We start from the raw sequence: 20,527 nt of genomic DNA on the forward strand, positions 1-20,527 counted from the left end.
CGGAGGGACTCTCGCCCCCTAGGGCATCCGGTCCCCCAGCAGCGCGAGGTTCTCTATGGCGGCGAGGCCGTAGAGGGCCGTGTCGTTGGTGGAGACCCAGGTGGCTTCGCTCCCCGGGACCAGGGCGGTGGGGCCGCTCACCTTCTCGGTCCTCCAGGGTGCCGACTCCTTGTAGCCGTCGGAGTCGTAGAACTTCTCCCAGGCTCTCGTGGCCAGCTTCTCGTCGCCGGTGCGTACGGCGGCGTAGGCGTCGAGGCGGGAGTGGCCCTGGAAGAGGATCAGGCTGCCGAAGTGGGTGCCGTAGCGTTCGGCCTGTTCCGTCCTGCTCGCGTTGAAGTAGCGGCAGTAGTCGTAGTAGGCCTCCTCGAACTCCGGCATGTCGACGAGGTCGATCAGCTCGGCGCAGAGTTCGTTGAGGCCGAAGACGGCCGACAGGTGGGAGACCTCGACCTTCGGAGTGCCGGCGACGGCGAACCTGCCGGTGTCGAGGTCGTACAGTCCGCTGCCCTGGACGAAGCCGTTGGGCTGGGCGGCGATGGTCTCCATGGTGGACAGCACGCGGGCTCTGGCCTTCTCCCACTTGGGGCCCTTGCGTTCCCACTCGGTGAGCCAGGCGGAGACCAGTCCGCTCCAGTCGGTGCCGAAGCCGATGGACAGCGCGTTGCGGTCGGGTGTGTACGGCTCGGTGCGGATCTTGCGCAGGGGGTCGAGGGCGAGGAAGGTCTCGTCGGAGTCGACATTGGCGTGCATGAGGTCGCCGACGCGTTCGTCGGCGGTGAGGAAGTAGTAGTAGCGGCGGTAGGTGGTGTTGGCGATGCGCTGCTGTTTGGCGCTGTCGGCGTAGTGCTGGACGCCGTGGCGGGTGCCGAGGCCCGCCCACTTGCCGAGGTGGTAGACGTCGACCTCGCCGGTGTGGCGGGTCATCGCCTCGGCGAAGCGGAAGATGTCGGCGCGGCCGGAGCGCAGGTACGCGTACCAGAGCCACAGGTCGGGCGAGAGTTCGGAGTTGTCCCAGGCGTAGCCGCCGACGTCGTAGCGCCACTGGTGCCGGGCGGTGTCGTAGGTGTGCATGATGTCGCCGTAGTCCCAGAAGCCGTACCAGCGGCGCTGCTCCACCTGGTCCTTGTAGTAGGCGAAGAGGAAGTCGAGGTGGTCCTCGATCCTGGCCTTGGCGGGGGTGGAGCGGTCGGGTTCGGCGTACAGACCCTTGCCGAAGACGCCGGCGTCGATCAGCTGCTTCGGCGGGGCGGCGAGCTGCGGGAGGACACGTACGGCAGCGACCTGTTCGGCGAGCCGCTCCGCGCCGGGGGTGGCCGCGTTGGCCCAGAAGAGCAGTTCGGAGGTGCGGGCGATGCCATACGGGGTGCCGAAGCCGGGTTCGTAGTCCTCGTAGGTGATGTTGAGGCCCTCGAGCTGCTCGGGGAAGGTGTCCTGGCCCATGCCGTCGTGGTAGAAGCGCAGGTCCATGGGCTGGGCCTCGGGTGACCAGAGCCAGAGGGTGACCTCGGCCCGGTCGGTGTGGGCGTCGCGGATGTCGAGCTGGGCGGGGTACTTCTCCCAGAAGTCGCGCAGGCCGAAGGAGAGGCCGCCGCCGGCCCCGCCGACGTAGCCGAAGCCGGAGGCGCGCCGCCCGCCGCCGGCGCCGATCCAGCCGTGGCCCTTCTTGGTGCGCTTGCGCACGGTGAAGCCGTCGGCGGAGAGCTGGGAGAGGGTGTAGTCGCCCCACTCGGGGATGTACGGGAGGCGGGTGGTGACGCGCTGGTCCCAGGTGGACGGGTCGGGCAGCTTCTCACCGGCGAACTGGGCCGCCTGGACGGCCGCTCCCGGGTCGCGGCGCAGCCCGGTGATGCCCTTGACGGCCTCGCGGAGCAGGCCGGTGCCCTCGCCGCCGATGCGGATGTGGCGGTCGTAGGTCTCGTCGCGCAGGGGAACGGTGAAGCGGACGCCGATGCCCTGGATGAAGTCGCCGCTCGCCTTGCCGGGCTCCTGTTTTCCGTCGTAGGTGATGGTGTGCACCATGCGGAAGGAGTCGGCGCCCGCGTAGAAGTAGAGGCGGACGGAGAAGGGCAGCAGCGTGCGGCGGCCCTTGCGGTGGTTGCCGTCGATGCGGACGACCGCGCGGACGGGCCCCTCCTGTTCGACGGTGACGTCGGTGACGGCGCCGTCGAAGCGTTCGGTCCTGACGGTGGTCCGGTCGCCGTCCTCGTACTCGGGCCGGCGCAGGAGGACGAGGCGGCCGTCCCGGGCGATCTCGGCCGAGCCACGGCGGACCGACGTGACGAGGGTGGAGCCGGACGTGCCGATCCTGGCGGTGATGACACCGGTGGAGATGTCGATGGTGCCGCCGCGCCTGTCGACGGTGACCTTCTTCTCGGGCGCGGCGGGTTCCCCGGCGGTCAGGGTGAGCCTGCCGGTGCCGGAACTCACGGCGTGCGCCGTCCACTTGAGGGAGCCGTCGGGCCAGTAGGCGATGGGCCAGGACTGCACGGGTACGGACTTCCCGTCGGCGTCGGTCAGCGCGAAGGTCCGGCCCTCCTGGTGGGTGCCCTTGGGCCAGGGCACGCCGACGGTGGAGCCGGGGGCGGCGCCGAGGCCGCCGTCCTCCAGCCAGTCCAGGGTCACCGGGCCCGGGTCGGCGGCTTCCGCGCGGGGTGCGGCGGTGGCGTTCTGTGGTCCCAGGGCCCAGCTGAACTGGGCGGCGGCTCCGGCGACGGCGGCCGCCTTGAGCAGGATTCTGCGGGGGATGGGGGACATGGCCTTTCCTTTCCGTTGCGGAAGGTGATGTCAAGGGCATGACAGGCAGAGGCGCGGCGCCGGAGCGCCGGCCCAGCAGGAGGCACCGTCAGCGGTGCCGGTACCGCTCCTCCACGGCGACGGCCGCCGCCGCGACGGCCCCCAGGACGGGGACCGCCAGCGGCGGGACGCACCACGCGGACAGGGCCACGACGGCCAGTCCGCAGACGATCAGGAAGGACCCGGCGGGATCGAGCACGGTCCGCCGGCCGGCGTCCGCGAGCAGGGCCCGCCAGGCCGCGCCGGGTGTCCAGACGGCGGCCGCCCGCAGCAGGGCCACGGCGGACCCGATCAGCGCGAAAACCCCGACCGCTCCGACGACGGGTCCGCCGGGCAGCCCGGCCCGCGCGGCCAGCACGTCCACCCACACCGCGGCGGCCACCGCCCACCCGGCGAGCCCGGCGGCCCAGCCGCCGCGCAGGGCCGCGCCGAAGTCCGCCGTGAACTCCCCGAGGCCGCCGGCCCGGTGGGACGTACGGCGCCGCAGGTGCCGGGCGCCGGCCGCGAAGGCCGCGGGGTAGGTGACGACTCCCAGACAGGCGACGGCGATCCACACGCCGGTGAGCAGGCACTCGGCGAAGACCGCGAAGCGCTCGCCGAACACGGACTCCCGGCGCGGGGCGCGGGCCTTCACGGGTGCTGATGCCATGGTGACCGCCTCAGCCCTTCAGTCCGGAGGTCGCCATGCCGTCGATGAGATGGCGCTGGAAGGCCATGAAGAAGGCGATGACGGGCACCAGCGCCACCAGCGACATCGCGATCATGCTGCCGTAGTTGGAGACGCCCTCCTGGTCGCGGAACATCATCAGGCCCAGCGAGACGGTGTACTTCTCGGGGGTGTTGAGGTAGATGAGCGGTCCCATGAAGTCGTTCCAGGCGTTGATGAAGGTGAAGATCGCGCTGGTGATGATCGCGGGCCGGCTCAGCGGCAGGACGATCGACCAGTAGGTGCGCAGATGCCCGCAGCCGTCGAGCTTGGCGGCTTCGTCCAGTTCCCTGGGCAGTCCGCGCATGAACTGCACCATCAGGAACACGAAGAAGGCCTCCGTGGCCAGGAACTTGCCCGCGACGAGCGGCACCAGGGTGTCGGTGAGCTCCATGTTGCGGAAGAGCACGTACTGCGGGATGAGCAGCACGTGGTACGGCAGCAGCAGGGTGCCGATCATCAGCGTGAAGAGCAGGTTCCGCCCGGCGAACCGGATCTTGGCGAAGGCGTAGGCGGTCAGCGAGCTGGACAGCACGACACCGGCCACGGCGAGGACCGCGTACATCAGCGAGTTCTGGAAGAAGCTGCCGATGGAGATACCGGAGATGCCGTCGGCGAGCCCGGAGAAGTTCGCCCAGACCGGGTCGGCGGGCAACAGGTCGAGGCTGGCGATGATGTCCTTGCTCGGTTTGAACGAGGCGCCGACCACCCAGAGCACGGGGTAGAGGACGACCGCGAGGACGAGCAGCGCGCCCACGTGCCAGGCAATCGATCCGAGGCGCCGCCGCTCGGTCACGGTGGGCAGGGCGGGGCTGGTGGCACCGGTCACTTGGCGGCCTCCTCGTAGTGCACCCACTTCTTCTGCGACCAGAACAGGACGGCCGTGACGAGCGCCACCGCGATCACCAGCGTCCAGGCCATCGCGGAGGCGAAGCCCATCTGGGCCTCCTTGAAGCCCTTCTGGTAGAGGTAACAGGTGTAGACGAGCGTGGCGTCGGCGGGCCCGCACCGGGTGTCGGAGACGACGTAGGCGGAGCCGAACACCTGGAACGCGTGGATGGACTCCAGCAGCACGTTGAAGAACAGCACCGGGGAGATCATCGGCAGGGTGATGTTCCAGAACCGCCTGAGCGGTCCGGCGCCGTCCACCTCGGCGGCCTCGTACAGCTCCTGCGGGACCTGCTTGAGGCCGGCCAGGAAGATGACCATGGGCGCGCCGAACTGCCAGATGCTCAGCGCCACCAGGGAGTAGAGGACGTAGTCCGGGTTGCCGATCCAGCCGCCCACGTCGAGACCGAAGATCTTCTGCGTACGGTCCACGACGGCGTCGTCGGAGAACAGCGCCCGCCACACGAAGCCGACGGAGACGCTGGCACCGATGAGCGAGGGCATGTAGAACGCGGCCCGGTAGAGGCCCTGTCCGCGCCGTTTCTGGGCGAGCAGCAGGGCGACACCGAGTGCGAGCAGCAGCTTCAGGGGGGTGGCCACGACGACGTACTCGAGCGTGACCTCGACCGACTTCTGCCAGCGCGGGTCCTGGAACATCGTGGTGAAGTTGTCCAGGCCCACCCACCGGGGCGGCGTGAACAGGTTGTAGCTGGTGAACGCGTAGTACAGCGAGGCGATCATCGGCCCCGCGGTGAGCAGCAGGAACCCCGCGATCCACGGCGACATGAAGAGATACCCGGCGAGATTCTCGCGGCGCCGGCCGCGCCGCCCGGCGGTGGGAGCGGCGGGCCGCTTCCCGGCCGGGCGCACGGGCGCTTCCTTGACGAGCGTCATGGCGGTACGTCCCCTCAGCCGGCGAACGCGGCCTTGGCCTCGCTGAACAATGCCTTGGCGGCATCGGCCGGCTTGGTCTTGCCCTGGGCGACCTCGCCGCCGATGCGCAGGAACGCCGCCTCGACGACATCGGCGCCGGACGGGTGCGGGGTGATCCTGCCGAGAACGCCGGCCTCGGCGACCTGCTCCTCGTAGGCCGCGACGCCCTTGTTGTTGGCGTCGGTGGGCTGGAACGCCTCGTACTGCTCGGTGGTGGCGAGGATGCCGCGGTCGTAGCCCATGATCGCGCCGACCTCGGGGTCGTGGACCATGAAGTCGATGAACTGGGCGACTTCCTTGGGGTGCTCGGTCCCGGAGAAGGCGCTGAGCATCAGCGAGCCGAGGTACTGGCCGGTGGCCTTGCCGTCCGTGGTGGGGATCGGCGCGAGCCCGTAGTCCGACTCGCCCTCGCCCTCGTAGCGGATGGAGAAGTTGTCCCAGGTGAACTCGGACGCCGCGAGGCCCGCCGAGAGCGCCGACTTGGGCTTGACCTGCTCGACCTTCTTCGGGTCCGCGACGACGCCGGACCGTACGCGCTTGTAGCCGTCCTCCCACCACTGCGTCAGATCGTCCTCGGTGAAACCGAGATCGGTGTCCGTGAAGAAGGCCTTTCCGTTCTGGCGCAGATAGAGGTCGTAGAGGTACATGATGCTGAAGTAGCCGGTGTCACCGGCGATCTTCAGCTTGTCCTGGATCGTCTGCAGCGCGTCGAAGTACTCGTCCCAGGTCCAGCCGAATGTCGCTTCGACCCCGGCCTTTTGGAAGGCCTTGAGGTCGATGACGAGTGCCATGGTGTTGGCGCCGACGGGGACGGCGAGCTGCTTGCCGTCGACCTGACCGTTCGCCAGGACGCCGTTGCGGAAGTTGTCCAGGCTCAGATTCCCGGCGTCCGCCTGCGTCTTGAGATCCAGCAGAACACCGCGCTTGTCGTACTTGCGCAGGAAGCCCACGGCATTCTGGAAAACGTCCGGGGGATTCCCGCCGGAGGCCTGGGTCTGGAACTTCTCCCAGAACGCCTCGTAGTCGGTGAATTCAGGCTTCACCTTGATCTTCGGGAACTTCTTCTCGAAGAGCGCGATCGTCTTCTTGATGGCGATGGTGCGCGGTTCACCGCCCCACCACGCGTAACGGATCGTGACCGTTCCGTCTCCGGAACCGCTGCCGCCGCCGCATGCGGTGGCCGTCGCCCCCAGCCCCGCGACGGCCAGCGAGGCCCCCGCCGCTTTGAGGATCGTCCGCCTCTCCACCGTGCCACCCTGCTGCATACGAGCCTCCCGCGACGTTCGCGTCCGCCTCATGAATCGTTTCAAGTAAGCGCTTGCTGGCACAAGTTACGGAGGGCCCCCGGGCACGTCAATGATTCGGACAGGAATTCATGGGCGCCCCGGCACGGCGGTGCCGGCGGCGGCTCCGGACGCCGGCCGGCGGACGAGGGGAAATCCCCAGGTCGGGCTCGCGCGGCCGACCGGCCGAACAACGGGGAACCCGTCCGGTCGGACACCACGGAAGGTCACGGTTGGATGAAGACGACCGGAAGCGGAACCGCCGGACAGCGGCACGGCCGACACCCGGCGCAACACGACGAAGCGGCCCGGCTCACGAGTCGTGAGCCGGGCCGCCTGATGATCCGGTGGGCGATACTGGGTTCGAACCAGTGACCTCTTCGGTGTGAACGAAGCGCTCTCCCACTGAGCTAATCGCCCGGACGCAGGAAGAACATTACCCCATGTCAGGGGGTGCCGGTGACCAGCGGGGAGCGGTGCACCCGCCCCCCGCGGCGCCTCACTGGTCCTCGATCTTCCAGGGCATCACGAGGCCGAACTTCCACAGATAGGCACCCGCCAGTCCGGCCGCGATCACCACGCCGATCGAGGTCAGGATGATGTTCCGGCGCCGCACCTTGGGATCCAGGGCGCGCTGGGCCGCCTCGGTGACCTTGCGCTTGGTCCAGCGCAGCACCAGCTGGGCCCAGACGAACTCGGTCGCCCAGATCGCCATACCGCCGAAGATCACGACCCAGCCGGGCCCGGGCAGCACCAGCATCGCCGCACCGGCCGCCACGACCGCCAGGCCGACGATGAAGACGCCGACCTGCCAGCTCAGATGCAGTGCGCGGCGCGCCTTGACGAACTCGGGCGCCCGCGACCCGAGCGCCCGCTCCTCACGGTCTTCACTCTCGTCCACCGTCACCCCGTGGGCCACCGCCGCGGCCTCGCCAGACATGTCACTCCCCGTGTTCATGCAGCCAAACACTACCGGAGCGAAACACATCACCGGAATGGGCGCACGTCGCGAACGATCTCTCGGCCGGAAGAGTTACGTAAACGCACGCAAAACACTCAGAGGGGTTTACAACGGCACCGTAGGTGGCATGTCGATTTCGCCGACGTGCGAATCCCCGAGCGCACACTGAGCGAAAGGCCCTGGCGCTTATGAACACCACGGTCAGCTGCGAGCTGCACCTGCGCCTCGTTGTGTCGAGCGAGTCCTCCCTGCCTGTCCCCGCAGGCCTGCGGTACGACACGGCCGACCCCTACGCCGTGCACGCCACCTTCCACACCGGAGCCGAGGAAACCGTCGAGTGGGTGTTCGCCCGCGACCTCCTCGCCGAGGGACTTCACCGCCCCACGGGCACCGGCGACGTCCGCGTCTGGCCGTCGCGCAGTCACGGCCAGGGCGTCGTGTGCATCGCCCTGAGCTCGCCGGAGGGGGAAGCCCTGCTCGAGGCCCCCGCACGGGCCCTGGAGTCCTTCCTGAAGCGCACAGACGCCGCCGTGCCGCCCGGCACGGAACACCGGCACTTCGATCTCGACCAGGAGCTCTCGCACATCCTGGCGGAAAGCTAGGCGAGGCTCACCGAAGCCGCCCGGCGCCGTCGACTCGGGGAGACGGCTCGGGCCCGGACAGCCGCATACGGGCAGCCGCATACGGCTCACACACACAACGGCGCCGACGCCGCGGGTTTCCGCGGCCGGCGCCGTCGTGCTGTGCGGCGCCCGGCCGGGAACGACCGGGGGCTCTCCGGCGTTGGATTCGAAGCCATGTGCGGAGCGGGGAGGTGCGGGGCGCGCCGGAGCCACTACCATCGGCCAGCATCGGCGGGCACCCGCCCGACCCCCAGGCCAGGGAGCAAATCGTGCTGATCACCCACGACACCCGGTGCGCACTCGACACCGTGGTCGATCTGGTGAACACCGCGCCGGAGGACGACACGACTCCGGACGGACTGCCGGACGTCGGGGCCCTCGAGGTTTTCGTGCGGGACCACGAGGTCAGCGAGGTCGGGGTGCTCACCGAGTTCGACCTGGCCGCCGTGCGCAAGATCCGCGGCCGGTTCGCGTCGGTCTTCGCCGCCCCCGACGCCCGGACCGCGGCCGGGTTGATCAACGAACTGATCGCGGCCGCGGGCACCACGCCCCGGCTCACCGACCACGACGGCTACGACTGGCACGTGCACTACTTCGCGCCCGGCGCCTCCGTGGCCGACCATCTCGCCGCCGACTGCGGGATGGCGCTGGCGTTCTTCGTGGTCGCCGGGGAGCAGGAGCGGCTGCGCCGCTGCGAGGCACCGGACTGCCGGCACGCCTTCGTCGACCTCTCCCGCAACCGCTCACGCCGCTACTGCGACAGCCGCACCTGCGGCAACCGCCTCCACGTGGCCGCCTACCGGGCGCGACGCAAGGAAGCGGCGGGCTGACCGGACACTCCCGCGGATGCCGTGCCGACGCGGTCCCGACGGGTGACGCCGGGTACCGCGGGTACGGCTCACAGCCACAGCAGGTCGTGCAGAGCAGCCGTGAGCAGCAGACACCCGATCACCGCAAGGAAGATCATCAGCGGTGGCTGGGAAAGGGCGAAGAGACATCCACGCGGTTCGTCCTGCTGCCGCGCGGCATCGCTCTGTGTCGTGTCCAGCATCTCGCCGCGATGATGACGCATCGGAAGCGCCCGACGCGATCAACACTCACGGAAAGCATGCGAGTTCGCCGAATCCGCGATCTCCGGTTCGGGTTGTGATCATTTCCGGGCGCTCCCGGACGCCCTGTGACGCTTCGGCCGCCCCCGCGGCGTCATATGCCGTGCTTCTTGAGGATGGCCTCGATGTCGCTGAAGTCCTCGTCGCCCCGGGACGCCGGTGCCTTCCGGGTCGCCGGGCGGGTGTTCCCCAGGGCGGGCGCGGAGGCTCCGGGCGCCACCGCGTCGGGGGCCTCAGCCGCCCTGGCGGCGGCCTTGCGCTCCTTGCGCGTGCCGCCACGGCGGCGCTCCACCGTCCGTGTGGTCGCGAAGAGGACCCAGGACAGACCCAGCACGCCGAAGCCGGCCCAGGCCGTGGGGCTGAAGGCGGTGTCGGCCAGCCACTCGACGACGCCGGTCATCACCAGGCCGATCGGCACGAGCGAGTACGCGGCGATGCGGGCCGCGGCGAGGAAGCGCTTGCGGTAGGCCGTGACCACCGCGATGCCCAGGCCCGCCGCGGAAACGGCGGAGCAGACGGTCTCGGCAATCATCCGGTCCTCCAGGCAGCGTGCGGTCGCGGCGGTACTTTCCTTCCTTCCATCCTGCACCCGCCGGACCTCGCGGGGCCATGCTCCGGCCGGACATCAGGGACATCTCCGGGTCGGCTCCTCCGCAGGTCCCGGTGCGGACGGGCCGGGACCATCCGCTCCGGGGGGCCGCGCGGGGCCCGCTTGGGTGGTCGCGGACCGGACTGGGAGACTGTGGCCCATGAGCGACTCCTCCCCCGTCCGCCCCGCGGCCCCTCCCGTCCTCGACGTCTGGTGCGAGCTGCAGTGTCCCGACTGCCGCAGCGCCCTTGACGACCTCCGCGCCCTGCGGGCCCGCTACGGCGACCGGCTGGAGCTGCGGCTGCGGCACTTCCCGCTGGAGAAGCACAAGCACGCCTTCGCCGCCGCCCAGGCCGTAGAGGAGGCCGTGGAGCAGGGACAGGGCTGGGCGTACGCCGAGGCCGTGCTGGGGCGGGTCGAGGAACTGGACCGACGGGGCGAGGCCTTCCTCGTCGAGGTCGCCCGGGAGCTGGGTCTGGACGCCGAGGAGTTCGACACCGCCCTGATCGACGGACGGCACATCCTGATCGTGGACGCGGACCAGGCCGAGGGCAAGGCGATCGGGGTGACCGGCACCCCGACGTACGTCATCGACGGTGAACGCCTCGACGGCGGCAAGAGCCAGGAGGGACTGCGCGGGCGCATCGAGGAGATCGTGGACCGCGTGCTCGCCGGGCAGAACGACTGACGCACCGCCGACGGCTACACGAGCGCCTTGTACACCGAGTACTGCGTGGTGGCGTAGCCGAGCGAGTCGTAGAGCCGCTCGGCCGGTGTGTTGCCGGCGAACACGTTCAGCCCGATGAGGCGCCGGCCCGCGGCGACCGCCTGGGCCTCGGCGAGCAGCATGAGGGTGCGTCCGTGACCCCGGCCGCGGTGGACGGGGTCGGCCTCGACGTCGAAGACGTAGGCCTGCTCCCCCGTCACCGACAGCCAGAGGATGCCCACGGCGACGCCGTGGTGTTCCAGGACGCTGAAGAGCATGCCGTCGGTGTCCCGGCCCTCGGGGAGCAGCACGGCATGGTCCCGCACGACCTTGGCCCGCGCCTCGTCCTCCGGCACGCCGCGCCGGATCCAGTCGCGCGCGTAGTCGTCCTGGCTCCTGGCCGTCCAGGACCCGTACTCGTCCTCGGTCATCGGCCGTGCCACGCTGCCCTCCGGCAGGGCGGGCGGGGTGTCGCCGAGCGGCTTCTCCATGTTCCGGTTGCGTACGACGTAGCCGAGGGCCGTGGCGAGGGCGAGTGCGGTGCCGGAGTCCGCGGGGACCGTCGCCTCGATGCGGCGGCACCCCCAGCCGCGGGCGACCTCCTCCGCGGCGAGGGCGGCCACCGTGCCCCGGCCGCGCCGCCGGTCCGGTCCGTCGATGCGCAGACTCATGATCCGGGCCACGGCATCACCGAACACGGGATGCGTGCCGAGGTGCACGGCTCCGACGGGACGGCTGTTCACACACACCTGGTAGCGGCGCGAACGCGTGCCGTCGGGGTTCTGCTGAAGCGGCTCGGCCGGCCGCAGGGTCGTCGTCATCACGGGAGTTCTACCCGCCGGCCCGTCGGAACGACCCGTCACGGGTCGAGGTCGGCCCCGGAACGCTCGTCGAAGATCCGCATGGCCTTGGCGGTCACCGGGCCGGGTGCGGCGGCCACTTCACGGTCGTCGACGCGGTGCACGGCCTGCACGTCGCGCAGGGTGGAGGTGAGGAAGATCTCCTCGGCCCGCTCCAGGACGTCCAGCGGCAGGTCGGTCTCCTTGGCGCCGGTCCATTCGACGACCAGGGCGCGGGTGATTCCGGCGAGGCAGCCGGAGGCGAGCGGCGGGGTGTGGATCTCTCCGTCGAGAACGACGAAGACGTTCGACCCGGTGCCCTCGCACAGCTGCCCCACCGTGTTCGCGAACAGCGCCTCCGAGGCGCCGTGTTCCCGGGCCCGGGCGAGCGCGACGACGTTCTCGGCGTAGGAGGTGGTCTTCAGGCCGGTGAGCGCGCCGCGCTCGTTGCGCGTCCAGGGGACGGTGACGACGGCGGTGGAGTCGGGGCGGCGGGTGGTCCCGCCGAGGGCGACCACGAGGGTCGGTCCCTGCTCGCCGCGGTCGGAGCCCAGCGGGCCGTGGCCGCCGGTGTAGGTGATGCGCAGCCGGCCGAGCGGCATGGGGTTGGCGTCGAGGACGGCGGCGCAGGCGCGGCGGACCTCGTCGAGGTCGGGGTCGGGCAGTCCCAGGCCCCGGGCCGACGTGGTCATCCGGTCGAGATGCCGGGTGAGCGCGAACGGGCGTCCGTCCACGGCCTTCACCGTCTCGAAGATGCCGTCGCCCACGGTCAGCCCGTGGTCGAGAACGGAGACACGGGCGGACTCGATGTCCTGCAGTCCGCCGTCGAGCCAGATCTTCACCCTTGGGTCCCTTCGCTCACCTCGTACACTCCCGACGCTACCGCGAGCAGCCGGGAGGCCTTCAGCTCGGTCTCCCGCCACTCCCCCTCGGGGTCGGAGCCCCAGGTGATGCCGGCGCCGGTGCCGAACCGCAGGACGGCGGCGCCGTCCGCGCCCCGGTCGATCCAGAAGGTGCGGATGCCCACCGCCAGCTCGCCGGTGCCGTGGTCGGCGTCGACCCAGCCGAGCCCTCCGCAGTAGGGGCCGCGGGGCGCCGTCTCCAGGGCGTCGATGATCCGCAGGGCGCTCGACTTGGGAGCGCCGGTGACGGAGCCGGGCGGGAAGGCGGCGCCGAGCAGCTCGGGCCAGCCGGCTCCGGTCCGCAGCTCGCCCCGGACCGTCGACACGAGGTGCACCAGGCCGGGGTGCTTCTCCACGGCGCACAGGTCGGGCACCGTCACGGTCCCGGTGCGGCAGACCCGGCCGATGTCGTTGCGGACCAGGTCGACGATCATGACGTTCTCGGCGTAGTCCTTCTCCAGCAGGTCGGCCTCGGTCCGGCCGGTCCCCTTGATCGGCCCGGACTCGACAGTCGATCCGTCCCGGCGCAGGAACAGCTCGGGTGACGCGGTGGCGATCTCCACGCCGTGCCCGGGCAGCCGGATCGTTCCGGCGTACGGCGCCGGGTTGCCCCGGGCCAGCAGGGCGGTCAGGGCGTCCACGTCGGCGTCGGGCGGCACGGGCGCGGAGAGCACGCGGCAGAGGTTGGCCTGGTAGACGTCGCCGGCGGCTATGTGCTCCCGTATGCGGCGGACGCCCGCCGTGTACGCGGCGCGGTCGAGGGAGGACGTCCAGTCACCGGCCGCCGGCCCCCGCCAGGCCCCCGGCACGGGTGCCGGCACCTGCTGCTCCCGGACGTCGCGGAAGCGTGCACAGGTCAGTCGGCCCTCGAAGTCGGCGGCGACCGCCCAGAACCCCTGGGAATCCAGGGCCGAGGGGTCGTGGGTGACGTCGAGGAGCCCGGTGGCGAGGCGGCGGCCGAAACGCGCGAGAGGTGGGAGGTCAGGCACGTGACGAGTCTATGGCGGTGACGTGGTCGGGCCTGTCGGCACGTCCGTGAGCAGGCGCAGCGCAGCACGCTGCACAAACGGGTTTTTGTACTGGCCCCGGAATCCGCTAGAGTTCAGTTCGTCGCCGGGAAGCGCAAGCCGACCGAAACGACAGGCGGACGTAGCTCAGTTGGTAGAGCGCAACCTTGCCAAGGTTGAGGTCGCGAGTTCGAGCCTCGTCGTCCGCTCGAAGGAAGAGGGGGCTTCCCGGTCCCCTACACTCCTGGTGGAGTGGCCGAGAGGCGAGGCAACGGCCTGCAAAGCCGTCTACACGGGTTCAAATCCCGTCTCCACCTCCAAGGACGATTAGCTCAGCGGGAGAGCGCTTCCCTGACACGGAAGAGGTCACTGGTTCAATCCCAGTATCGTCCACCGGATCTTCGGATCCCCCGCGCGATTAGCTCAGCGGGAGAGCGCTTCCCTGACACGGAAGAGGTCACTGGTTCAATCCCAGTATCGCGCACGCAGTGCCCATGATCCGCTCCGCCGAGTGATCGTGGTCCCGAGGACGATTAGCTCAGCGGGAGAGCGCTTCCCTGACACGGAAGAGGTCACTGGTTCAATCCCAGTATCGTCCACACTTCGAAGCCCCCGGTCCGGTGACCGGGGGCTTCGGCGTGGGTGCGTCAGCTGGAGAAGAGCATGTGCCCGAAGCTCTTGTGCCGGCGGTGACCGTAGTGGCCGCCGTGTCCGGCACCCCAGGCGGGAGGCTGCGGGGCCGCCGGGTACGCCTGGGGGGCGGCCGGCGGGGCGGGAGGTGCGGGCTGGGACCACTGGGACTCCAGCCGGGTCAGCGACTCCAGCTCGCCGTAGTCGAGGAAGATCCCTCGGCACCCGCTGCACTGCTCGATCTGAACACCGTTGCGGTTGTAGGTGTGCATGGGGGCACGGCACTTCGGACACTGCATGATCGGTTCAACTCCTCGCCGGTCGTTCCCGCTTCGCGTATCGCCAGGACAGACTCCGCCCGGCCGCGGGTCGGTTGCACCCTACTTCGCGAAAATCCGGCTCAATCCGTTGGGGAGGAGGGCATGCGCCCGCACGCGTCGACCAGCGCCTGCTCCACTTCGTCCAGCGGCCGGTCCGCCAGCACCGCCTTGGTGACGGCCCGGGCGGCGGTCTGCGCCGTGAGCGCGCGGGCCGGAACGTCCAGCACGGCCCAGGGATCTCCGTCGGCGGGTACGGCCGGGCCGCCGGCCGCGCGGTAGGCGGTCAGGAAGCGCTGCCACTCGTCGGGGGCGAGCAGTCCGCACGCGAACCAGGCCGCCGGACGGGCCAGGTCCCACGCCGGGACACCGGTGCCGAGGTCGTCGACGTCGATCAGCAGCCAGGGGCCTTCGGGGCCGGGGTGGCGTATGAGCTGGCCGAGATGGAAATCGCCGTGGCAGAGGTTCGTGGTGTCCTGCGCGAGGGCCTCGCCGCGGGCCCAGGGCGGGAGGGCGGACCAGGCCCGCAGTACCGGTGCGGTGCCGGGGTGGCCGGGGGCGGTGGCCCGGAGACGGCCGACGGCGTGGGCGGCCTTCGCCGGGCCGCGCATCGGGGGTACGGCGACGGGGGGCGGGGTGCGGTGGAGGCGGGCGAGGAGGGTGGCCGCGGCCTCCCAGGGGGCGGCGTCGGGATCGTCCGGGTCCACGGGGGTGCCGTACGGCCAGAGAGTGACGAGCCGTCCGTGCAGTTCGGCGGGGGCCGGGGCGAGTGGGGGGAGGAGGACGCCGGGAAGTCGGGCGGCGGTGGTGACGCGGAGGGCCAGGCGGGCGGGGTCGGTGCCGGGGGCGTGGGCCTTGGCGACGGTGCCGGCGTGGCGGACGACGGTGGTGTCGTCGTGGGTGGTGAGGGTGGCTGCTGTGCAGGAACACGGGTGGGCTGCGCGGGCGTGGGCCGTTGTCGTGGCGTGCGCTGTCAGCGCGGGGAGGAGGTCCGTGGTCACGGGGGTGAGGGTACGGGGCGATTGCCGGGGGGCGGGGTTGTGCGGGTACGGCTCCGCGCGAACCGGCGCCGGGCAGGGTGCCCAGGGTTCGGGCGGGCCTGGGGTGGTCCATGCGGACCGGTACGAGCACGGTGCCCCGCGTGGGAGTGGCCGGGGGTGTTTGCGCAGCCCGGCGCCGGCGGGGTGCCTCCCCCACTCTCGACTTCGCTCGAGCGGGAGGTACCCCCACCGCCCACCCGTGCCGCCCCAGCGGCACGACTGCCCGCGGAGCGCGGCAGGGAGCCGCGGAAGCGGCGGGAGCGGCGGAGCGCGGGAGCGGCGGCGGGCAGCAGGCGCGTATGACGCGCAGCCGGCGCGTATGGCGGGCAGCAGGCGCGTATGGCGGGCAGCGCGGATCGGGGTGGGCGCGGGAATGTCGCCGACGGCGGGGAGGGGTCGGGGCGGGGGTGTCCGCCCGCAGTGGCTGGCGCGTCCGCACCCCGCACCCCCACCAACAAGGTCCATCGCGCCAGTCCGAGGACGGACACCCCCACCCCGGCCCCGCACCACCCACCCACCGTGGGCGCTACCCAAGCCCCCACCCCACCGACAGCTGCGCCGCAGGCGTACGACCGCCGGGCGGCGGACAAAGCAATGCCGGCGCAGCTCCCCAGCTGCGCCGGCATTTTGCCGTCCGCCGCACCCCCGTCCCCACGGGGTTTCATGGATGGATGTCCCCGCCCGGACCGCTCTTCCGGGCCTGGGGTCGCTGGATCAGCGCCCCAGCATCTCACCCACGGACGACGCCTGTGTGGTCACCGTCTCCCACCCGTCGAAGACGAGCAGGAGCAGGACCGCCAGGGGAAGGGCCATCAGCGTCGCCACCAGCGGATGCCGCCGGCCTTCGCCGCGCTCCCGCGTGCGGATCGCTGTCCGCGGTGCCGTGTGCGCCATGGCCCCTCTCCTGACCGTTCTGTTGTCATTGGCAGCGGCGGGCGTCTGACCTCGGGGGACGAGTACCGCACCCGCCGCTTGACCTCAAATCTAGGGGCCCGGCCCTCCCCGGGCGTCATGCCCTCGTACCGATTGCCGGGCCTCCCGGAGGATGAGCCGTGACCTGCGCTGTACTCCCCTGGGTGGAGACGGGGCCCTACGCCTCAGGGACATCCCCGAAGGGCCGCCCGCTCTGCCCCGCTTTCTCCCGCCCCGTCCTCCCTCGGCACCGGCTGTTCCACCAGCGCGAGCACCCGGTTCGCCATGAACCGCGCCGTTCGCACGACGGCCCCGGTCCGGGTGACTTCGCTCACTTCGACCACCCCCCGGCGCACCGCGGTCTCCACCCTGCGCCCCGCCCTGCTCGCCACCACCTCGTACGTACGCGTCGTGTCCCCCGCATCCACGACGATCTCCACACGGTCACCCTTCACGCGATCAATCCCCCTACGGTGTCGGGTGGTTGGGATGACCCGCCATGCGAACCAGGCCTGCCCGCACGCTCCCTGACCACTCTTCAAGTCTCCCACCCACCACTGACAATCCATCGCTTCGAGAGGGCGCGGCCTCTGCGCACGGACCGCCGTGGAAACGTAAGCTGTGGCACGTCACAGGACCGGGCAGCGGGGATGAACATGGCGATGATGCGCCTGAGGCGCGAGGACCCGCGCGTCGTCGGCTCTTTCAGGCTTCACCGACGGCTCGGCGCGGGCGGGATGGGCGTGGTCTACCTGGGTTCCGACAAGAAGGGGCAGCGGGTCGCGCTGAAGGTCATCCGTCCCGATCTGGCGGAGGACCAGGAGTTCCGCTCACGTTTCGCGCGGGAGGTCTCCGCGGCCCGGCGCATCCGCGGCGGCTGCACGGCCCGGCTGGTGGCCGCCGACCTCGAAGCGGACCGGCCGTGGTTCGCCACACAGTACGTGCCCGGCCCGTCGCTGCACGACAAGGTCGCCGGGGAGGGACCGCTCGGCGCGGCCGAGGTCGCCGCCGTCGGCGCGGCCCTCTCTGAGGGGCTGGTCGCCGTGCACGAGGCCGGTGTGGTGCACCGCGATCTCAAGCCGTCCAACATCCTGCTGTCCCCGAAGGGGCCGCGGATCATCGACTTCGGCATCGCCTGGGCCACGGGCGCCTCGACGCTCACGCACGTCGGTACGGCGGTCGGCTCGCCCGGCTTCCTCGCCCCGGAACAGGTGCGCGGCGCGGCCGTCACCCCGGCCACGGACGTCTTCTCGCTGGGTGCCACCCTCGCGTACGCGTCGATGGGCGACTCCCCCTTCGGACACGGCAGTTCCGAGGTGATGCTGTACCGCGTGGTGCACGAGGAGGCTCAGCTGCACGGCGTCCCGGACGCCCTGGCCCCGCTGGTCCGCGCGTGTCTGGCGAAGGACCCCGAGGAGCGGCCCAGCACGCTCCAACTGTCGCTGCGGCTCAAGGAGATCGCCGCGCGAGAGGCGCAGGGCCTGGCCGACGTCCGGCCGCCCGCGCCGCGCACCCCCGAGTCGGACCGGCCCACCGGACGCCTCGCGGACACCTATCCGGAGCGGGCACAGCGCCGGCAGGGCGGGCAGAGCGGCCAGGGCACCCCGCCCCCGCGTGGACGCGGCCCCGCGCCCGCATCCCGGAACGACGGTTCGTCCCCCGGCCGTAGGACCCGGAGCGTGCCCCCTTCGCGAGGCGGCGGCTCCCCGCGCGACGGTTCCTCGCGCAATGGCTCCCCGCGCGACGGTCTCTCCCGCGGAGGCACCCCGTCCCGGAACGGCTCGCACCCGACACCGGCGTCCAGGAACACCACCCGGTCCGGCAGCGGCGCCCGCCGTCCGGGCCCGCGGTCGACGGGGACGGGCCTGCGCCCGGCCAATCCGCGCCTGCTCCGCCAGCGGCTGTTCGTCTTCGTCGTCGTGACGCTGGTGGTCGCCCTGGGCATCGCACTGGTTCAGGGCTGCCAGGGCCCTGCATAGGAACTCCGCAGCGCGCCGGAGCCTCCGAGGCCCCACCTACTCCTGCGACTCCTGCGGACGCCCCGTGGCCACCGCGTAGAAGGCGACCGCCGCGGCGGCTCCCACGTTGAGGGAGTCGACACCGTGCGACATCGGGATGCGGACCCGCTCGTCGGCGGCGGCCATGGCCCGGGCGGACAGACCGGTCCCTTCCGCGCCCAGCATCAGGGCGACCCGGTCCATGCGGTGCGGTGCCACCTCGTCCAGGGCCCTGGCCTCCTCGCCGGGGGTGAGGGCGAGCAGCCGGAACCCGGCCTCACGCACCGACTCCAGCCCTCGGGGCCAGACCTCCACCCGTGCGTACGGTACGGAGAAGACCGCGCCCATGGAGACCTTCACGCTGCGCCGGTACAGGGGGTCCGCGCAGTCCGGGGAGAGCAGGACGGCGTCCATGCCGAGGGCGGCCGCCGAGCGGAAGATCGCACCGATGTTGGTGTGGTCGTTCACGGACTCCATGACCACGACCCGGCGGGCGGTCCGGAGCACGTCGGACGCGGAGGGAAGCGGGGTGCGCTGCATGGAGGCGAGGGCGCCGCGGTGCACGTGGTAGCCGGTGACCTTCTCGGCGAGCGCGGGATCCACCACGTACACCGGGGCGTCGGACCGGTCGATGACGTCCCGCATGACGTCGACCCACTTCGCCGACAGCAGCATGGACCGCATGGCGTAGCCGGCTTCCCCGGCTCGGCGGATGACCTTCTCGCCCTCGGCGATGAACAGCCCCTCGGCGGGCTCGCGCCGACGGCGCAGTTCGACGTCGGTCAGGCCGGTGTAGTCGTGCAGACGGGGGTCGCCCGGGTCCTCGACGACGATGGGTTCGGCCATGTCAGGCCACCTCGCGCGGGCCGACGGCGACGACCTCGCCGATGACGATGACGGCCGGCGGCCTGACCTCCTGCGCGACGACGGTCTCGGCGACCGTGGCGAGCGTGGCGTCGACGCGGCGCTGGGCGGCCGTCGTGCCCTCCTGGACCAGGGCCACCGGGGTGTCCGGGGACCTGCCGTGCGCCACCAGGGTCTCGGCGATCCGGCCGATCTTGTCCACGCCCATGAGGACGACGAGGGTGCCGGTCAGTTTCGCCAGCGACGGCCAGTCGACCAGGGAGCGTTCGTCGTCGGGGGCGACGTGGCCGCTGACCACCGTGAACTCGTGTGCCACTCCGCGGTGGGTGACGGGGATGCCTGCCGCGCCGGGGACCGAGATGGAGCTGGAGATGCCGGGGACGACGGTGCACGGGATGCCCGCCTCGGCGAGCGCCTGGAGCTCCTCCATGCCGCGGCCGAACACATACGGGTCGCCGCCCTTGAGGCGGACCACGGACTTGCCCTTCCGGGCGTGTTCGATCAGCGCGTTGTTGATGGCCTCCTGGGCCATGAAACGGCCGTAGGGGATCTTCGCGGCGTCGATCACCTCGACGTGCGGCGGGAGTTCGGCGAGCAGGTCGCGAGGGCCGAGCCGGTCGGCGATGACGACGTCCGCCTCGGCGAGCAGGCGGCGGCCGCGCACGGTGATCAGGTCCGGGTCGCCGGGGCCGCCGCCGACGAGGGCGACGCCCGCGGTGCGGGTGCGGTGGTGCGGGGCGACCAGGGTGCCGTCCCGCAGGCCTTCGACCACGGCGTCGCGGATGGCGGCGGTGTGGCGGGGGTCGCGGCCGCGTGCCCGGGTGGTGAGGACGGCGACCGTGACACCTTCGCTGGTGCCGGTGGCCGGGGTCCACGCCGTGGCCGCGTCGGCGTCGTCGGAGCGGACGCACCAGACGCGGTGCTGCTCCGCCTCGGCGGACGCCGCGGTGTTGGCGTCGGGGTCGCTGGTGGCGATGAGCGCGTACCAGGCCTGCGCGAGGTCGCCCGCGGCGTAGGGGCGCCGGTGCCAGGTGATCTCTCCGGCGTCCGCCATGGCCTCGACGGAGGGGGTGGCCTCGGGGGACACGACGTGGAGGTCGGCTCCGGCGGCGATGAGGGCGGGGAGGCGGCGCTGGGCGACCTGGCCGGCGCCGAGGACGACCACGCGGCGGCCGGCGAGGCGGAGGCCTACGGGGTAGGCGGGGTGTTCGGCCATCAGGGGAGGCTCCTCGGACGAGCTGTGGGTCAGCGGGCGCGCTGCGGCGTCGGAGCGAGCCTGACGTGGGAATTTTATGCGCGCGTGGCGGCGGGGGGGGGGGGGGGGGTTTCCCCCCCCCCCCCCCCCAACCCCCCCCCCCCCCCCCACACCACCCCCCCCCCCCCCCCCACCCCCCCCCCCCCCCCCCCCCCCCCCCCCCCCCCCACCCG

At 71.6% G+C, this 20,527-nt stretch carries 20 protein-coding genes, 6 tRNA genes and 1 pseudogene; 9 read left to right on the top strand and 18 right to left on the bottom strand.

Translation table 11 applies throughout. The features are described 5' to 3' along the window. Positions 1-18: 18 nt before the first annotated feature. The 7 genes from ACZ44S_RS07190 to ACZ44S_RS07220 form a co-directional block, all read right to left on the bottom strand. The gene (locus tag ACZ44S_RS07190) at positions 19-2,754 is read right to left on the bottom strand and encodes an exo-rhamnogalacturonan lyase family protein (protein WP_466925411.1); all 2,736 of its coding nucleotides are present in this window, start codon (positions 2,752-2,754) and stop codon (positions 19-21) included. Positions 2,755-2,842: 88 nt separating this feature from the next. After that, the gene (locus ACZ44S_RS07195) at positions 2,843-3,442 is read right to left on the bottom strand and encodes a hypothetical protein (RefSeq protein WP_466925413.1); all 600 of its coding nucleotides are present in this window, start codon (positions 3,440-3,442) and stop codon (positions 2,843-2,845) included. A gap of 10 nt (positions 3,443-3,452) precedes the next feature. Further along, complete coding sequence (locus tag ACZ44S_RS07200; protein ID WP_466925415.1) at positions 3,453-4,328, bottom strand: carbohydrate ABC transporter permease; 876 nt, start codon at positions 4,326-4,328, stop codon at positions 3,453-3,455. Further along, positions 4,325-5,281: a carbohydrate ABC transporter permease gene (locus ACZ44S_RS07205; protein ID WP_466925417.1), complete on the bottom strand. Its 957-nt coding sequence runs from the start codon at positions 5,279-5,281 to the stop codon at positions 4,325-4,327. Before ACZ44S_RS07205 ends, ACZ44S_RS07200 begins: the two co-directional genes overlap by 4 nt. 14 nt (positions 5,282-5,295) lie before the next feature. Then, positions 5,296-6,585: an ABC transporter substrate-binding protein gene (locus tag ACZ44S_RS07210; RefSeq protein WP_466925420.1), complete on the bottom strand. Its 1,290-nt coding sequence runs from the start codon at positions 6,583-6,585 to the stop codon at positions 5,296-5,298. A gap of 366 nt (positions 6,586-6,951) precedes the next feature. Beyond that, positions 6,952-7,023: transfer RNA gene (locus ACZ44S_RS07215), tRNA-Val, on the bottom strand. A gap of 79 nt (positions 7,024-7,102) precedes the next feature. Further along, positions 7,103-7,561, bottom strand: coding sequence for a TIGR02611 family protein (locus ACZ44S_RS07220; protein WP_466925422.1), 459 nt, complete (start codon positions 7,559-7,561; stop codon positions 7,103-7,105). 191 nt (positions 7,562-7,752) lie between these two features. Here ACZ44S_RS07220 and ACZ44S_RS07225 point away from each other — a divergent pair, with 191 nt between their 5' ends. Both ACZ44S_RS07225 and ACZ44S_RS07230 read left to right on the top strand, forming a co-directional pair. After that, the gene (locus ACZ44S_RS07225) at positions 7,753-8,166 is read left to right on the top strand and encodes an SsgA family sporulation/cell division regulator (RefSeq protein WP_004002642.1); all 414 of its coding nucleotides are present in this window, start codon (positions 7,753-7,755) and stop codon (positions 8,164-8,166) included. Positions 8,167-8,456: 290 nt separating this feature from the next. Then, positions 8,457-9,017, top strand: a complete 561-nt coding sequence (locus tag ACZ44S_RS07230) for a CGNR zinc finger domain-containing protein (protein ID WP_466925425.1) — start codon at positions 8,457-8,459, stop codon at positions 9,015-9,017. 68 nt (positions 9,018-9,085) lie between these two features. Here ACZ44S_RS07230 and ACZ44S_RS07235 read toward each other — a convergent pair whose 3' ends face one another. Beyond that, positions 9,086-9,238 carry a hypothetical protein gene (locus tag ACZ44S_RS07235; RefSeq protein ID WP_362093212.1) on the bottom strand — a complete coding sequence of 51 codons (153 nt, stop codon included), beginning with the start codon at positions 9,236-9,238 and terminating at the stop codon, positions 9,086-9,088. Between the two features lie 152 nt (positions 9,239-9,390). Next, positions 9,391-9,828 carry a hypothetical protein gene (locus ACZ44S_RS07240; protein ID WP_466925428.1) on the bottom strand — a complete coding sequence of 146 codons (438 nt, stop codon included), beginning with the start codon at positions 9,826-9,828 and terminating at the stop codon, positions 9,391-9,393. Positions 9,829-10,045: 217 nt separating this feature from the next. Between ACZ44S_RS07240 and ACZ44S_RS07245 the strand changes: the two genes are divergently transcribed. Next, on the top strand, positions 10,046-10,573 hold the full coding sequence (locus tag ACZ44S_RS07245) for a DsbA family protein (protein WP_466925430.1): 528 nt from the start codon (positions 10,046-10,048) through the stop codon (positions 10,571-10,573). Positions 10,574-10,587: 14 nt separating this feature from the next. Here ACZ44S_RS07245 and ACZ44S_RS07250 read toward each other — a convergent pair whose 3' ends face one another. From ACZ44S_RS07250 to ACZ44S_RS07260, 3 genes are read right to left on the bottom strand one after another with little or no spacing between them, the layout of a single operon-like run. Next, a complete protein-coding gene (locus ACZ44S_RS07250; RefSeq protein WP_466925433.1) occupies positions 10,588-11,412 on the bottom strand; it encodes a GNAT family N-acetyltransferase in 825 nt (274 codons plus the stop codon). A gap of 38 nt (positions 11,413-11,450) precedes the next feature. Continuing rightward, complete coding sequence (locus ACZ44S_RS07255; RefSeq protein WP_466925436.1) at positions 11,451-12,272, bottom strand: aminotransferase class IV; 822 nt, start codon at positions 12,270-12,272, stop codon at positions 11,451-11,453. Then, entirely contained in the window at positions 12,269-13,321 is a 1,053-nt protein-coding gene (locus ACZ44S_RS07260; RefSeq protein ID WP_466925438.1) for a chorismate-binding protein, read from the bottom strand. The genes ACZ44S_RS07255 and ACZ44S_RS07260 overlap by 4 nt, the downstream gene beginning before the upstream one ends. A 154-nt stretch (positions 13,322-13,475) precedes the next feature. On the opposite strand from ACZ44S_RS07260, the gene ACZ44S_RS07265 reads away from it, so the two are divergent. From ACZ44S_RS07265 to ACZ44S_RS07285, 5 genes are all read left to right on the top strand, one after another. Next, positions 13,476-13,548, top strand: a tRNA-Gly gene (locus ACZ44S_RS07265). 37 nt (positions 13,549-13,585) lie between these two features. After that, positions 13,586-13,659, top strand: a tRNA-Cys gene (locus ACZ44S_RS07270). A 1-nt stretch (position 13,660) separates the two neighbouring features. Next, a tRNA-Val gene (locus ACZ44S_RS07275) sits at positions 13,661-13,732 on the top strand. A 19-nt stretch (positions 13,733-13,751) separates the two neighbouring features. After that, positions 13,752-13,823 (top strand) — tRNA-Val (locus ACZ44S_RS07280). 43 nt (positions 13,824-13,866) lie between these two features. Then, a tRNA-Val gene (locus ACZ44S_RS07285) sits at positions 13,867-13,938 on the top strand. A 48-nt stretch (positions 13,939-13,986) separates the two neighbouring features. On the opposite strand, the gene ACZ44S_RS07290 is transcribed toward ACZ44S_RS07285, so the two are convergent. The 4 genes and pseudogenes from ACZ44S_RS07290 to ACZ44S_RS07305 all read right to left on the bottom strand — a co-directional run bounded on the left by ACZ44S_RS07290 (position 13,987) and on the right by ACZ44S_RS07305 (position 16,693). Further along, entirely contained in the window at positions 13,987-14,268 is a 282-nt protein-coding gene (locus ACZ44S_RS07290; RefSeq protein WP_466925441.1) for a TFIIB-type zinc ribbon-containing protein, read from the bottom strand. A gap of 101 nt (positions 14,269-14,369) precedes the next feature. Then, positions 14,370-15,287 (bottom strand): phosphotransferase, encoded by a 918-nt coding sequence (locus ACZ44S_RS07295; protein WP_466925443.1) that lies wholly within the window; start codon positions 15,285-15,287, stop codon positions 14,370-14,372. 753 nt (positions 15,288-16,040) lie between these two features. Beyond that, positions 16,041-16,220, bottom strand: coding sequence for a hypothetical protein (locus ACZ44S_RS07300; protein WP_184765605.1), 180 nt, complete (start codon positions 16,218-16,220; stop codon positions 16,041-16,043). A gap of 196 nt (positions 16,221-16,416) precedes the next feature. Continuing rightward, positions 16,417-16,693, bottom strand: a pseudogene (locus tag ACZ44S_RS07305) (hypothetical protein). Between the two features lie 195 nt (positions 16,694-16,888). Between ACZ44S_RS07305 and ACZ44S_RS07310 the strand changes: the two are divergent. Then, on the top strand, positions 16,889-18,217 hold the full coding sequence (locus ACZ44S_RS07310) for a serine/threonine-protein kinase (RefSeq protein WP_466925445.1): 1,329 nt from the start codon (positions 16,889-16,891) through the stop codon (positions 18,215-18,217). A 36-nt stretch (positions 18,218-18,253) separates the two neighbouring features. Here ACZ44S_RS07310 and ACZ44S_RS07315 read toward each other — a convergent pair whose 3' ends face one another. Both ACZ44S_RS07315 and cobA read right to left on the bottom strand, forming a co-directional pair. After that, a complete protein-coding gene (locus ACZ44S_RS07315) occupies positions 18,254-19,081 on the bottom strand; it encodes a TrmH family RNA methyltransferase (protein ID WP_466925448.1) in 828 nt (275 codons plus the stop codon). Between the two features lies 1 nt (position 19,082). Beyond that, positions 19,083-20,315, bottom strand: coding sequence for a uroporphyrinogen-III C-methyltransferase (cobA, locus tag ACZ44S_RS07320; RefSeq protein WP_466925449.1), 1,233 nt, complete (start codon positions 20,313-20,315; stop codon positions 19,083-19,085). Between the last annotated feature and the right edge of the window lie 212 nt (positions 20,316-20,527).

Source organism: Streptomyces malachitofuscus (assembly GCF_055571035.1).